This window comes from Chitinophaga sp. CF118, assembly GCF_900112615.1.
Classification (GTDB): Bacteria; Bacteroidota; Bacteroidia; order Chitinophagales; family Chitinophagaceae; genus Chitinophaga.
Genome location: NZ_FOMK01000006.1, coordinates 167,250 through 180,057 on the forward strand (window position 1 = coordinate 167,250; position 12,808 = coordinate 180,057).

Below are 12,808 nucleotides of genomic sequence, written 5' to 3' on the forward strand. Positions count from 1 at the left end.
TGGAATAATGAAAAAAAGAAAGATAAGCTTCATTGAGGCTGCAATGAAGTATAAACAGGTTACCATTGTAATAACAACAATGCTAATCCTGCTGGGACTGTATTCACTCCTCAATATGCCCCGTTCTGAAAATCCAAAGATAGATATGCCTGTAGCCATGGTATATGCTTTTTACCCGGGTGCAGATGAAGCGCAAATGGAAGAACAGGTAACTAAGAAAATAGAGCAATACCTGTTTTCATTCGAAGAAGTAGAAAAGAAAAAAACGAAATCACAAACCAAAGACGGACAGGTTTTTATTACTGTTCAATTGTATACATCTGTAAGGGACCGGAAAAAATTCTGGGCAACCTTACAGCACGGATTAAATACTGTGTTACGTCCAAGCCTGCCACAAGGGGTAACAGGCCCTGTGGTAAATAGTAATTTCGGCGACGTAACTGCACAGATCATCACAGTTTCTTCAGCACAACGTAGTTATGCAGAGATCGAAAAGTATCTCGATAAAATAGAAGATGGGCTCAAAATCATACCGGAAGTATCCAAAATTAACAGGTCGGGCGGACAAAAGCAACAGATATATGTTACAGTAGATGATCAGAAGATGGAACAGTATGGTTTTGACCTTTCTACTATTGTACGCACACTTCAGATGCAGAATGTAACCGGTTATTCGGGAGAAATGACGGTGAGTTCCAATACCATTCCGGTGTTCACTAATAGTCAGTATAAAACCGAAGCAGACATCGCATCACAGATTATCTATACCACACCGCAGGGAACAGTAGTGAGATTGAAAGATGTGGCTAAGATAGAGCGCAGATATGAAGAACCATCTTCGTTTATCCGTATTGGCGATGATAAAGTGATGATGCTGGCCATTGAAATGCAGCCGGGTAATAACATTGTACAGTTTGGTCATATTGTAGAAGAAAGGCTGAAAGAAATAAAAAATGAGTTTCCGGATGATATAAAGATAAATACGATCGTAAATCAGCCGGAAGTAGTGGACGAAAGTATCCGGCACTTTATGAAAGAATTCGGTCTTGCTATAGCATCCGTTATTCTTGTGGTAATGCTATTACTTCCTTTTCGTGTAGCCGCAGTAGCTTCAGTGGCCGCGCCTATTTCCATTCTGATCACATTTGGTTTGATTAATATTATGGGCATAGAACTCCACCAGGTAACGCTGGCCGCACTGATCATCGTGCTGGGTATGGTTGTAGATAATGCGATTGTGGTGGTGGATAATTATATCGAAAAACTGGATGAAGATATTACACCGTGGACGGCTGCATGGCAGGCGGCAAAACAACTGTCACTTCCCATTTTTACTGCCACATTGGCTATTATATTCGCCTTTGCGCCACTGGCGTTATTCATGAGCGGAACGGCTAAAGATTTCATTACAGCATTGCCGATAACGGTTGCGGTAGCATTGTCAACTTCTATGGCGGTGGCGCTGCTGTTAACTCCATATACCTGTTATGTTTTCATCAAAAAAGGATTGAAACATTCGGTTAGTAAAACCAAAAAAGGCAAGAGTTTACTGGATCATTTACAGGACACATTTAATAAAGGTATTGAACTGGCATTTCGCTTCCCGAAAATTACTATCGGAATGGCAGTGGGAGCTATTATTGTGGCAATTGTTCTTGCAGGAAAAGTGAGCCAGGAATTTTTTCCTATGAGTGAAAGTAAACAATTCAATGCTGAAATATGGATGGCGAATGGTACATCACTGGAGGAAACAGAAAAGGTAGTAAAACGTGTGGAAGCCGAGTTGAAAAAAGATAAACGTGTAGTGAGCATCGCCAGTTTTGTAGGCACAAGTTCTCCACGATTTAATGTTACTTATGCGCCCGAGATACCGCGTCGTAATTTTGCCCAGGTATTTATTACTACTACCAGTAACGATGCCACGAATGATCTTGTAAAAGAATACCTGCCCAAATTTGAGGGTTTTGTTCCGGATGGATATGTTCGTTTGCGTCAATTGAGCCTGCAGGAAGGGTCGGCGATAGGTATACGTATCATTGGCGAAAATATGAATGATCAGAAGCGGGTAGCAGAACAGGTGAAAAACATATTACAAAATGCAGAAGGTGCCAACTGGGTACGTAGTGATTACGAAGACGATTATTTAGGTATCAACCTGAAAGTGAAGGAAGATGTTGCAGCAAGACTGGGTGTTTCTAATCAGGCTATTACCCAAACGATGGGCGCGGGTCTCAAAGGTTTTGCAGTATCCCAGTTGTGGGAAGGCGACAAGCCCGTTGATATTTTCCTTCGGCTGGATGCAGACAACAGGAATCATTTCAGTGACCTCGGAAATCTGCACCTGAGCAGTGTATATGGAAGTAAAGTGGCCCTGAAGGAAGTGGCAGAACTAGCGCCCTCCTGGCATACTGGTGTAATTGCACACAGGAATGGTATCCGTACGCTTACTGTATTATCTGAAGCACAATTAGGTATCAGGGCTTCGGAGATATTGAAGAAAGTACAGCCACAAATTGAAAAAATAAAATTACCTGAGGGTATTAGCATTCAATATGGCGGTGACGCAGAATCTTCTGCAGAAAATGCTCCGGGTATGGGAATAGCATTAGGAACAAGCCTGATATTGATTTTAATAACATTATTGATCCAGTTTAAAACTTTTGGTAAAACCCTTATTATACTTGCCACTTTCCCTCTTAGTTTGTTGGGCGCATTCCTTGGGTTGTATCTCACAGGAAACCCGATGGGGATGACTGCCTTCATGGGTATTATCAGCCTGATTGGGATTGTAGTGCGTAATGGTATTATACTGGTGGACTATGCAGATGAATTGGTACGTGATCATGGTTATACTATTAAAGCGGCAGCACTGGGAGCAGCCAAACGTCGTATGCGTCCCATATTTCTTACATCTGCAGCAGCTGCAATAGGTGTAGTGCCAATGATCGTGGGTAAGTCTCCGTTATGGGCACCACTTGGTAGTGTGCTTGCATCGGGATTAATTGTTTCAATGATACTTACGCTGTTTGTAATTCCTGTACTCTATTACCTGTTTGTGCGGCCGGAAGTGGAACCAGCAGATGCTCCTGATGCGGAAGTGAAGATACAGTACAAACCGGCACATAATTAAAACAACGAAAATGAATTTGAGATCAGTATTTATAATAGTTGCCTTGTTGACGGGTGATCATTTAATGGCGCAAACACAAGTATTATCCATCGCTGAATGTCATCGTTTGGCATTGGAACAGAATAAAAAAGTGAAGGCAGCGCAATACCAGGTAGAAGCGGCTAAAGCATCACTGAAATCAGTATCAGCCAATGCATATCCTTCAATTGATGGCTCTGCAATGGGAGTGTATCTTGGTAAGCCGCTGGCAGGCGCATTCAATGGCGCTGTTCCTGAATATTTTGGAAGCGGTACCATTACTGCATCCCAGGCTATTTATGCAGGCGGCAAAATACGGTTGGGTAAAGAAGCTGCCGGTAAGGGAATTGAAATACGGGAAGAACAGAAAGCGCTGACAGTATCGGAGGTGTTACTAAATGTTGAAAGTGCATACTGGCAGGTAGTGCAGGTGAATGAAAAGATTGTATTGGCCAATAGGTATAAAGAGATGCTGGAGTCATTACAACAGGAGTTGCAAAACTCTTATGATGCGGGATTGAGTTATAAGAATGATTTGTTGCGGGTAGAAGTGAACCTGAATGAAGCGAAACTGAACATTATCCGGGCTAATGATGGATTGGTTTTGGCGAAGCTCAATCTTGCACAATTAACAGGCATGGCCGGTAACACTGCTTATGTGGTAGCGGATTCTATCACAGGTGATTTTAATGCAAAAGACAGCATAGTGCTGGTGGCAGATAATCGTCCGGAGATACGGTTGTTGAAAAAGTCGCTGGAAGCAGAAGCACTGCAAAAGAAAATACTCAGGAGTGAGATGTTGCCCACTATAGGTGTAAGTGCAAGCGGACTTGCGGCAGTCGGCAAAGGAGTAAATCTTAGTAATGGTAATAATTTTATGGGATCGTATTATGGAATAGCCAATATCAGCATCCCGATTTTTGATTGGGGAAAGAGGGCTGGCAAAATAAAAGAACAGACATTTAAAATTGCCGCGCAACAGCAACAATTTGAAGATACCAGGGAACTGATTAATATAGAAGTACAGCAGGCTTACCTGGCATTGAATCAATCTGTAAAGGAAATTGATATGTCCAGATTGTCTTTGACACAGGCAGATGAAAATCTGAAACTGGCCAATGATCGTTTTAAAGCAGGTACTATTACAGGTAAAGATGTGCAGGAAGCGCAAACGATCTGGCAACAGGCCTACAGCAGTATCATTGATGCTAAAGTAAGATACAGGATTAATGAAGCGGCGTATAAAAAAGCAATAGGGGAGCTGAAATAGAACGGTGAAATGCTCCGGGAGCCAATTGGTTTCCGGGGCATTGTTCATAAAAAATTACTCGTTCTCAAATGGAAGTGTATCCATTAATTTCCAGGGACCTTTTAAATACAGCCACGTATTAATTCCGGTGGCTTTAATTTCAAATTGTGTGAAATCTTCTTTTAGTTTTTCAAACAGCATTTGTGCTTTAAAGGCAGTGACTTTATTCTGGATGGTGATATGTGGCCACAGTTTTTGCTGGTCTCTTTTCTTCAGCCAGGGCATAAATGCTTCTTGCATAGTGAGGTGCAGTTGTTGCAATTCTTCTGATACAAGACTATAGGCAACCCCATTGCGGAAACAACTTATATCCTGCACCAGCAGGGATATTGGCTGGTGTTTAGAGAATTTCAGCAGTTGCTCCCTGATAAGTGGTTCATTGGAAGGCAGGTGATGAAACAAAGTAATATGTGCCTGCAGGTAATTGGCATGCGCTGGGAAATGTGCATCCCGTAACTTATCGAAGAATAGCTGATGCTCAGGATGCAGATGTAGTGTGGCGATAAGAGAAGGCATCATTTCTTTTTTTTACCCAGCCATAACAGTGCATCAATAATAAATCTGTCCTGGATCTTATTGGCAAATGTAAAGGATAGTTCTTTGTTTGTATGATTTTCGTAGTCGATATCATTATGTCCCATATTCACATAGAGCATCCTGTATTTCTTATTAGTCCATACTACAGGATAATAACCGCTATGCCATATTTCATGTGGCTTAGGACCTGTTCCTAATGGAAAACTGCTGGAATCAATCGATAGTAATATTTTGATATCCGGGTTTTTTGTGAGATCATCAGACCACCTGTACCATTCATTAGGCGCAGATTTAAATGTAACGGGCAGGTTCTTTGTAGCAGGATGTTTCCTGTCTTCCACCCTTAATATAGCTGATGTGGGGCGCCAGGTATTACTCCTGTACGAGCCTGATCCCAGAAATTCATTGTGGTACCAGTCCCAGTTCTGTGGATAATCGGAAGGGGTAAGGGCAAATCCTGCAAAATGGAATCCCATCCAGGCACCACCGTTTTCCATATATGTTTTAAATGCTTCCCGCTGGGTAGAATCTTCCGGACGGGTATCTAAAAATAATACCACCTGATATTGAGATAGAAATTTAGTGTTAAGGTTGTTCCAGTTATTTGTAGAATCATAAGTAAAGTGATATTTCTTCGCCATAGCGGGAAACCATTTATTGGCTTCATGGACATAACTGATATGTGCCTGGTCGTTTTTTGCTGTGAAGAAGGCAATTACTTTGAAGGAGGATTGGGCGTGGGTAGTCCCGAATAATAGGATGTATATTGTGCAGAGCAGGAAGATTCTCATAAACGCTTTTGTGGAATTATTAATAAATTTAGTTACTTAACCATCTCACATGAAAAGCGAATGTTCAATTCCTCTATAAATTGAAAATCATTGATCCATCGTGTACCCATATTATCACAAACATTAGGTATTTTTATTCTGGTACTATTGTTGGCGTTTATTTTTTCTTCTTTGGTTACTACACATGCATTTTCATTTAAAGCATGCGCAATTACCCAAGGATCGGCTAATGAACGTTGCTTGGTATTATCAACAAGATATTGATGAGTTGGATTGTGCTCATATATTCTTTTTAAACACTGTGTTACTCGTCCATCAACTTTATATATTGGAAGATGGCTCTTTTTCAGCCATGCAGATAAATCATCTTCGGTACGTATAATTTCATCATGTACCATTTCTGGAATGAATATGCGATTTTGACGACCAAGTTCGTTTAAAACATTCCAATAGTCAGGACAAATTTTTGGGGAGTAGTATTTTCGCCATCCTTCTATTAAAATATTGGCGTCCAAACAAAATTTTTGAGGTGATGTGTTCATTTGTAAAGGAAGGATTCTAATTTTGAGAAATTATTAATCTGTGTATTTAATAGGCTGCTGGCTTGTGTTGGCTGTATAAATCCTCCGCGAAAAGCATCCATCACTACTTTTGTAAAGAGGTGACCATTTTTGTTAACTAATAACATGTAGTAATTAGGCCCACCCTTATCTTTTTTCTCTTTACGTCGTGCATTAATTTCAGCTTCTTTTATCAGGAAATTCCGGAAGGAAATTTCAGCTTCTTTTTTTAATTTCCTGTATTTATCCAAAGAAATTAGTTGCATATTAAAAGCTCTTACTAATAGTGCAAAGGAACTTATTCCGAGCTTTTTTGCACTATTGAAAACCTCGTTGCCCGCATTATAAGTTGATGGAGGTAACCCAAGCATTATAGATGATGGCATTAAAGCATTAGCTGCTACTTCATTACAGAAGATTTCCACAGGATGTGAATTATCCTTATGATCTAATTCAGGTTCTATTTCATTTGAAATACCGGAAGCTGCAATCCATATATGTGCAAGTTCGTGTACTAACGTGAAAAGTTGTGGAGCATCCCAGTTTTCAGAATTAACAAAAACAAAAGGAGCATATTTATCAGCGATTGCGAAGCCCTGTAATTCCTTACTATCTAGTTTTAATTTTGAATGAATGAAACTGGTTCTCGAAATAAAAATGCCTTTCGCTTCTGCTTTTTCAATCCATTCCTTTATAGGGTTTGCACTCTTATAATTTAAAGGATCAATCTGAAGCGTACTTAATATGTCTGCCGCTACTTGTTGTGGGGAGGTATCGAGATTGTACTTACCAACAAATGGCAGGGGGAGATTTCCTTCATCTTCATATACTTCCCTTGTCCATGTCTGCTTTTGTTGAATTTCACGTATAATAAACACAGATGCTGTTCCCAATTCTTTTGCAGAATCTTTACGAAAGTCCTGCAAGGGTTGGAAATCACGGGGAACTTCCGGTAAAAAGAATAATGCAAAGGGGCGTTTGTAGGACTTCGCCAATGTTTCGGCTTGTCTGATGGTTGGTAGTTCCACTCCTTCCTCCCATTCGCTAAGTTTTTCGGCAGTAACATTCACTTTAGCAGCAGCAGTTTCCAATGAGATCCTTGCAGATTCTCTTGCCCATCTGAGCACTTTGGGTGTTATATATGCCTTGTCAGCCATCTTGCTTACTACTTGTTAATCTTACAAATATACATTTTAGATGCATTTGAACATTTTATAACACTAAGTTTTTTAGTAATTTTTCTGTTGTTATTCAACTGGTTGAACCAATAGAAGCACTAAAATTCTTATCTCTCTAATTATTTATTATTTAAGGAAGTATGACTATTGTCCTAATAAGATACTCTCCAAACAGGAAACAGGCAGGATACAGATAGGGTACAGATAGGCTCATCCTTCGTTAAAAAACGTAGGATGAGCCTGTCTGTACCCTGTCTGATACATATTTACTTACTCTTATTCCTATTTCTTGCAGCCAGAAACAGTATCCTTTAACTGGTTCTCAATAGTATTCCCATCAATAAGTGCCCAGTGTTCAATTATTTTATCCTCTGTTATCCTGAATGAGCGGTAACCTATTGCAGACACATTTACTCCCGTAGGAGCAATATCTCTCCATACACCAGAATGGACTAATGCCAATCTGACTTTCAGGATCGATTTGTCTCCTTCAGTTACCTGGTCTTCGATGATGGTCTGATGCTGAAAAGATTGCCCCACAGCTGAGATCCAGGCTTGCAGTCCTGTAGCATTGGGAGGAAGGTGAGAAGGCAGTGAATGATCTGTAAAATCGGGATGCAGGAAATGAGGGAGCCGGTCGAAGCGTTGTTGATTCCAGATCTCATCTATAAATTGCGTAATGAAGTGTGCTGTATCCATGTCGTTGCTTTTTATGAAGCCAAAGATCATGGATCAGGATTGATCACACCTGTGTCAAAAGTCACAAAATTAGTGTCGTCTTATACGACTGAGGGTTTCCCTGGATATGCCCAGATAGGAAGCTAAGTGCGTCAGCGAGATCCGTTGGAGCATAGCAGGTTGATGATCATACAGATATTGATATCGTTCTGCGGGTGTTTGTAGTTTAAACATATTAGCATGTTCTTCCTGTTCCATTAATAGCTGCTCCAGTAAACTTCTTCCAAAATTACTGATCTCATGTGATTGCGCATATAAAGCCAGGAGAACATCTTTTTCGAATAGCCATACAGTTGTATCTTCAAGAGCCTGCATAAAAAAGGCAGAAGGAGTAGACGTCCGGAGACTTTTTAGTTCTGTTGTAAAGCTGTTGTCAAATGTGAAATTGACATTGATCTCTTTCATGTCATTGTTATGCATAAAGGTGCGAATGCCGCCTTTTTCAACAAAGTAAACATGTTTGCAGAACTGTCCTTCCGTCAGCAGCATTTCATTTTTTGAAATATGCATTAGCTGAATTTCCTGAACCAGCATGGACAGGCTCTCTTGTGAAATAGCAGCAATACTTCTGATTTTATTCTCAAGTGAAAGGGAGAAAGTCTTTTCCATTAGTATAGATAAGCAAATTAATTAACGCAGTACAATTATAAATAAATTTTTAAATTTCCCTTATTGATTCAATGTTCTGATCATTTTACCGATATCGGTAAAATGATCAGAACATTGAACCAGTAAGGGTTTGTTGTGAACGTTATTTTAGCTGTAATTTAGCACATATAAAGAATAGAGCAATTCAATTTGATATTCATCTATCAAAACCATTTATGTATCCTGCATTATAATATTCTATTCTACAACATTCGCAGGAAGGAAAAGTGGAGATATTGGCAGGGACATACATTGGATGAATTACCAGCACAGAAGAACTGGGGCATCCGTATGAGGCAATTTTAATAATCACCTGTACTTATACCAGGATCCTGTATTAAAAAGTAATACTGTTTCATCTTCTGCTATCCAGCCTTTCTCTACCAGCTTTTTACAAGCGATATAAGTAGCACTGCCTTCTGGAGATAAAAGCAATCCTTCTACTGTAGCCACTTCATGAATGCCGTCTTCCATTTCCTGTTCTGATACAGAAAGAGCTGTACCATTGCTCTGCTCCAATACTTCCATCATCAGATCTTTTGCAAAAGGTGAAGGAACGGCCAATCCATAAGCGATAGTAGGAGAGGGCGGAATGTTTGGCGTATTTTGGAACAGGTGTACCATTGGCGCACAGCTTTCCGATTGAACAATTACCATGCGGGGCAGTTTCCCATTAATCCAGCCAAGCTGCTGCATTTCATGAAATGCCTTCCACATGCCTATCAGGCCGGTGCCACCACCGGTAGGATAGATGATAACATCTGGTAATTTCCAGTTCAGTTGTTCAGCGATCTCGTATCCCATTGTTTTCTTGCCTTCCAGGCGATAGGGTTCTTTGAGGGTAGACATATCAAAACCACCTGTTTCGGCAACTAACTGGCGGGCCAGTTTGCCACAGTCGTCGATGAGGCCATCCACGAGAATCAGTTCTGCCCCATAGAGGCGGCATTCTTCCTGTAAAGTAGCGGGCGTATGCCTTGGCATTATTACTGTCGCCTTTATGCCTGCTTTGGCGCAATATGCGCTTAAAGCGCCCCCTGCGTTACCGGCAGTAGGAATGATACAATGGGTGATACCGAGTTCTTTGGCTTTAGAAACTGCAACACTGATACCCCTTGCTTTGAAAGAGCCGGTGGGATTTACGCTTTCGTCTTTTAAAAGGAGGTAAACGTTGTTCTGCTGGCTCAATGTAGATAGTTCCGAAATGGGAGTCCAGCCTTCGCCCAAGCTTACAATATTATGTTTATCAAGTACCGGCAGCAATTTGGCATACCGCCAGATGGAATCTTCTGCAACATGCAGGAGATAACTTTTGGACAGTTCCAGATCGTAATTGGTAAATAAGGGCTGATTACAGCAGGTGGCATATGACTGGCGCTCTTCTATATTGTATAACTGGTGGCAATGTGGGCATTGTAACGTTGTGACCAGTGAGGTTGCATTTAGGGTTTTCATGTTCTGGATGATGTAGGTGTAATTAAAGTTACGTTTTTAGGCTGCATGGATACTGCTGTTTGTATTAATATTAACAAACCATAACACTAAAAGGTTATAAGATATGCGCAGATATCTTAATATATTCATGTTTTATTTATGTGTATTATTTTGGACCCTATACGTATAATTACATTATCGCTTTAGGGATTTGTTCATTTTGTATCTCATAAAAGGAATTTATTTTTTATCCCTGGAATATGGACCTCGCATCTTTTGGAGTATTCCGTTAGAAAAAGCAGTTACGTCATGTGTAAAGCATTTGTATTCGGAAAGTTTATACCTTTTAATAGCGGGCATGAGGCAATGATCAGGTTTGCCTTGTCGGAATGTGATTTCCTGACAGTATTGATCTGCTGCAGTGATAAAGAATTACTGCCGGGATCTATGAGAAAACAATGGATAGTTAACGCTTTTGCTGATATCCCTAATATTGAAATTATCGTCTTTGATTATGAGGAAGATGAACTACCCGGTACTTTTATCACTTCGCATGAAGTATCTGCTGTGTGGTCAGAAAAGTTTAAAGAACTTTTCCCGGATCACTCTCTTGTAATCACCTCAGAAATTTATGGAGAACAGGTAGCTTCGTTTATGGGTATACGGCATATTCCTTTTGATCCGGAAAAGAAATTATATCCTGTTTCTGCTACAAAGATCAGAACGGATGCCTTTGATAACTGGGGTTAAACTAACAAATCAGTGGCATTAATAAAAAAACACCTGCTGATCAGGTAATCAGCAGGTGATACAATTATCTTTTTTGAGAATGATGATCGTGTACAGGGCAGCTATTCCCAGCAGGATATACCCACCAATCCTCAGACTTCTCTTTTTCCTTTGAAAAGCAGGGTCTTGCCGTTTAATTAATTTCTCGCCACCGAAAATTAAAATCAGACCTACGACCAGCGGTATAAAAATATCTTTATATCCCATGGCCGTAAAAGTACTTAATATTAATTTATCTTTTTATCTGTACTTTAACAACAGATGCAATGGCATCCGGTGCTTTTGCCGGTAACTGAATAGTTGAGCCTTCCGTTTTTAACTTACTTCCACCTGCCAGCAATTGCGCTGATACAATTGACTGCTTCATTTCCGGAATCACCAGTTTGCCATCCTGTGGCCAGTTGAACACAAAAAGATACAGGAAATCGCCCTTCTGAGTAGTACGGCCCCATGCAGGTTGTGGCAGGGTAGTGGCATGTGTAGCGTAGATTGCCTCTCCGTTCACCTTCATCCAGCTGCCAATAGTTTTCAGACTGTTGATGCTTTGCTCAGGGAAGGTACCGTCTGCTTTAGGACCAATATTTAACAGGTAGTTACCACCTTTAGAGGCAATATCGATGAGGTTGCGGATCAGCGTTTCGTTGCTCTTCCATTTATCATCCCAGCTTTTAAAACCCCATGTACCATTCATAGTCATGCATGTTTCCCAGTCTGATCCATCCAGTTCACCTGCTTTGGGAATCTTTTGTTCTGGTGTTTTGGTATCTCCAGGGAAGTTGGGACGTTTTAAGCGATCATTTGTAATGATGTTTGGCTGCAATTTTAATAATGCATTTAATTTCTGTGCAGCATCATCTGTCATATTGGTAGGTGTATCCCACCACAGTACCGCAACATCACCATAGTTGCTCAACAGTTCTTTCACCTGTGGTACAGCTACACGATCTATATATTGTGCAAAGGTTGCTGTTTCCTGTGCAGGGTCCCAATGGCCATCATGATCTTTGGTGTAAGCATCAATTTTTGCGCTATCAGGATTGAGCCATCCTTCTGATGTTACCTTCCTGTTCACCGCTCCACCTGGATTGTTCCAGTCTTGTGCCTGCGAATAATAGAAACCGAGTTTCATATTATATTTTTTGCAGGCGGCCACCAGTGGTTGCAGGAGATCTTTACCATAAGGTGTTGCGTTTACCACGTTCCATTTGCTGGCTTTGGTATTAAAGAGAGCAAACCCATCGTGATGTTTTGCGGTAATCACAATGTATTTCATCCCTGCATCTTTGGCCATGCGCACCCATTCATCTGCATTGTATTTTACGGGGTTGAACTGTTTTGCTACCTGCTGGTAGGCTGCTACAGGAATTTTTCCCCTGTTCATAATCCATTCGCCTGCCTTGTTTATTTCATGGCCATCATACACGCCAGCCAGCTGTGCGTATACGCCCCAATGAATAAACATGCCGAAACGGGCTTCCCGCCACCATTGCATACGCTGGTCACGGGTAATGTCTTGTGCAGAAAGTGTTTGCAGACTGCAAAGACATGCAAATAAAATAAGCGTTAATTTTTTCATATCGTGGATATTTTGGGTTACGAAAGGGCAATTTAATAATTTAATTGCAATCGATTGTTTTTTCGTTATTTTTGTTTGAAGAAATAATACCCAAAATTCC

Annotated in this window: 11 protein-coding genes; 3 read left to right on the forward strand and 8 right to left on the reverse strand. The window is 40.6% G+C overall.

Going from position 1 to position 12,808, the window contains the following annotated elements; translation table 11 throughout:
• The first annotated feature begins 7 nt into the window (after positions 1–7).
• Positions 8–3,130, forward strand: coding sequence for an efflux RND transporter permease subunit (locus BM176_RS22820; RefSeq protein ID WP_218162267.1), 3,123 nt, complete (start codon positions 8–10; stop codon positions 3,128–3,130).
• A gap of 10 nt (positions 3,131–3,140) precedes the next feature.
• Positions 3,141–4,418 (forward strand): TolC family protein, encoded by a 1,278-nt coding sequence (locus BM176_RS22825; protein WP_090106652.1) that lies wholly within the window; start codon positions 3,141–3,143, stop codon positions 4,416–4,418.
• A gap of 54 nt (positions 4,419–4,472) precedes the next feature.
• On the opposite strand, the gene BM176_RS22830 is transcribed toward BM176_RS22825, so the two are convergent.
• The 7 genes from BM176_RS22830 to BM176_RS22860 all read right to left on the reverse strand — a co-directional run bounded on the left by BM176_RS22830 (position 4,473) and on the right by BM176_RS22860 (position 10,364).
• The gene (locus BM176_RS22830; RefSeq protein WP_090106653.1) at positions 4,473–4,976 is read right to left on the reverse strand and encodes a 2'-5' RNA ligase family protein; all 504 of its coding nucleotides are present in this window, start codon (positions 4,974–4,976) and stop codon (positions 4,473–4,475) included.
• Complete coding sequence (locus tag BM176_RS22835; RefSeq protein ID WP_090106654.1) at positions 4,973–5,785, reverse strand: ThuA domain-containing protein; 813 nt, start codon at positions 5,783–5,785, stop codon at positions 4,973–4,975. Before BM176_RS22835 ends, BM176_RS22830 begins: the two co-directional genes overlap by 4 nt.
• A gap of 32 nt (positions 5,786–5,817) precedes the next feature.
• Complete coding sequence (locus BM176_RS22840; RefSeq protein WP_090106655.1) at positions 5,818–6,327, reverse strand: DUF4411 family protein; 510 nt, start codon at positions 6,325–6,327, stop codon at positions 5,818–5,820.
• Entirely contained in the window at positions 6,324–7,502 is a 1,179-nt protein-coding gene (locus BM176_RS22845; RefSeq protein WP_090106656.1) for an XRE family transcriptional regulator, read from the reverse strand. The genes BM176_RS22840 and BM176_RS22845 overlap by 4 nt, the downstream gene beginning before the upstream one ends.
• Before the next feature lie 303 nt (positions 7,503–7,805).
• Positions 7,806–8,222, reverse strand: a complete 417-nt coding sequence (locus BM176_RS22850; RefSeq protein ID WP_090106756.1) for an ester cyclase — start codon at positions 8,220–8,222, stop codon at positions 7,806–7,808.
• 69 nt (positions 8,223–8,291) lie between these two features.
• Positions 8,292–8,870: a Crp/Fnr family transcriptional regulator gene (locus tag BM176_RS22855; protein WP_090106657.1), complete on the reverse strand. Its 579-nt coding sequence runs from the start codon at positions 8,868–8,870 to the stop codon at positions 8,292–8,294.
• Positions 8,871–9,218: 348 nt separating this feature from the next.
• Positions 9,219–10,364: a threonine synthase gene (locus BM176_RS22860; protein ID WP_090106658.1), complete on the reverse strand. Its 1,146-nt coding sequence runs from the start codon at positions 10,362–10,364 to the stop codon at positions 9,219–9,221.
• A 288-nt stretch (positions 10,365–10,652) separates the two neighbouring features.
• On the opposite strand from BM176_RS22860, the gene BM176_RS22865 reads away from it, so the two are divergent.
• Positions 10,653–11,093 (forward strand): nucleotidyl transferase family protein, encoded by a 441-nt coding sequence (locus BM176_RS22865; RefSeq protein ID WP_090106659.1) that lies wholly within the window; start codon positions 10,653–10,655, stop codon positions 11,091–11,093.
• Between the two features lie 271 nt (positions 11,094–11,364).
• Here the strand turns inward: BM176_RS22865 and BM176_RS22875 are convergent, their stop codons facing one another.
• The gene (locus tag BM176_RS22875) at positions 11,365–12,708 is read right to left on the reverse strand and encodes an alpha-L-fucosidase (protein ID WP_090106661.1); all 1,344 of its coding nucleotides are present in this window, start codon (positions 12,706–12,708) and stop codon (positions 11,365–11,367) included.
• Positions 12,709–12,808: the final 100 nt, after the last annotated feature.

Excerpts from the sequence above, each read along its gene's own strand:
- BM176_RS22820 (WP_218162267.1), top strand. The coding sequence starts at position 8 with ATGAAAAAAAGAAAGATAAGCTTCATTGAGGCTGCAATGAAGTATAAA.
- BM176_RS22825 (WP_090106652.1), top strand. The coding sequence starts at position 3,141 with ATGAATTTGAGATCAGTATTTATAATAGTTGCCTTGTTGACGGGTGAT.
- BM176_RS22830 (WP_090106653.1), bottom strand. The coding sequence starts at position 4,976 with ATGATGCCTTCTCTTATCGCCACACTACATCTGCATCCTGAGCATCAG.
- BM176_RS22835 (WP_090106654.1), bottom strand. The coding sequence starts at position 5,785 with ATGAGAATCTTCCTGCTCTGCACAATATACATCCTATTATTCGGGACT.
- BM176_RS22840 (WP_090106655.1), bottom strand. The coding sequence starts at position 6,327 with ATGAACACATCACCTCAAAAATTTTGTTTGGACGCCAATATTTTAATA.
- BM176_RS22845 (WP_090106656.1), bottom strand. The coding sequence starts at position 7,502 with ATGGCTGACAAGGCATATATAACACCCAAAGTGCTCAGATGGGCAAGA.
- BM176_RS22850 (WP_090106756.1), bottom strand. The coding sequence starts at position 8,222 with ATGGATACAGCACACTTCATTACGCAATTTATAGATGAGATCTGGAAT.
- BM176_RS22855 (WP_090106657.1), bottom strand. The coding sequence starts at position 8,870 with ATGGAAAAGACTTTCTCCCTTTCACTTGAGAATAAAATCAGAAGTATT.
- BM176_RS22860 (WP_090106658.1), bottom strand. The coding sequence starts at position 10,364 with ATGAAAACCCTAAATGCAACCTCACTGGTCACAACGTTACAATGCCCA.
- BM176_RS22865 (WP_090106659.1), top strand. The coding sequence starts at position 10,653 with ATGTGTAAAGCATTTGTATTCGGAAAGTTTATACCTTTTAATAGCGGG.
- BM176_RS22875 (WP_090106661.1), bottom strand. The coding sequence starts at position 12,708 with ATGAAAAAATTAACGCTTATTTTATTTGCATGTCTTTGCAGTCTGCAA.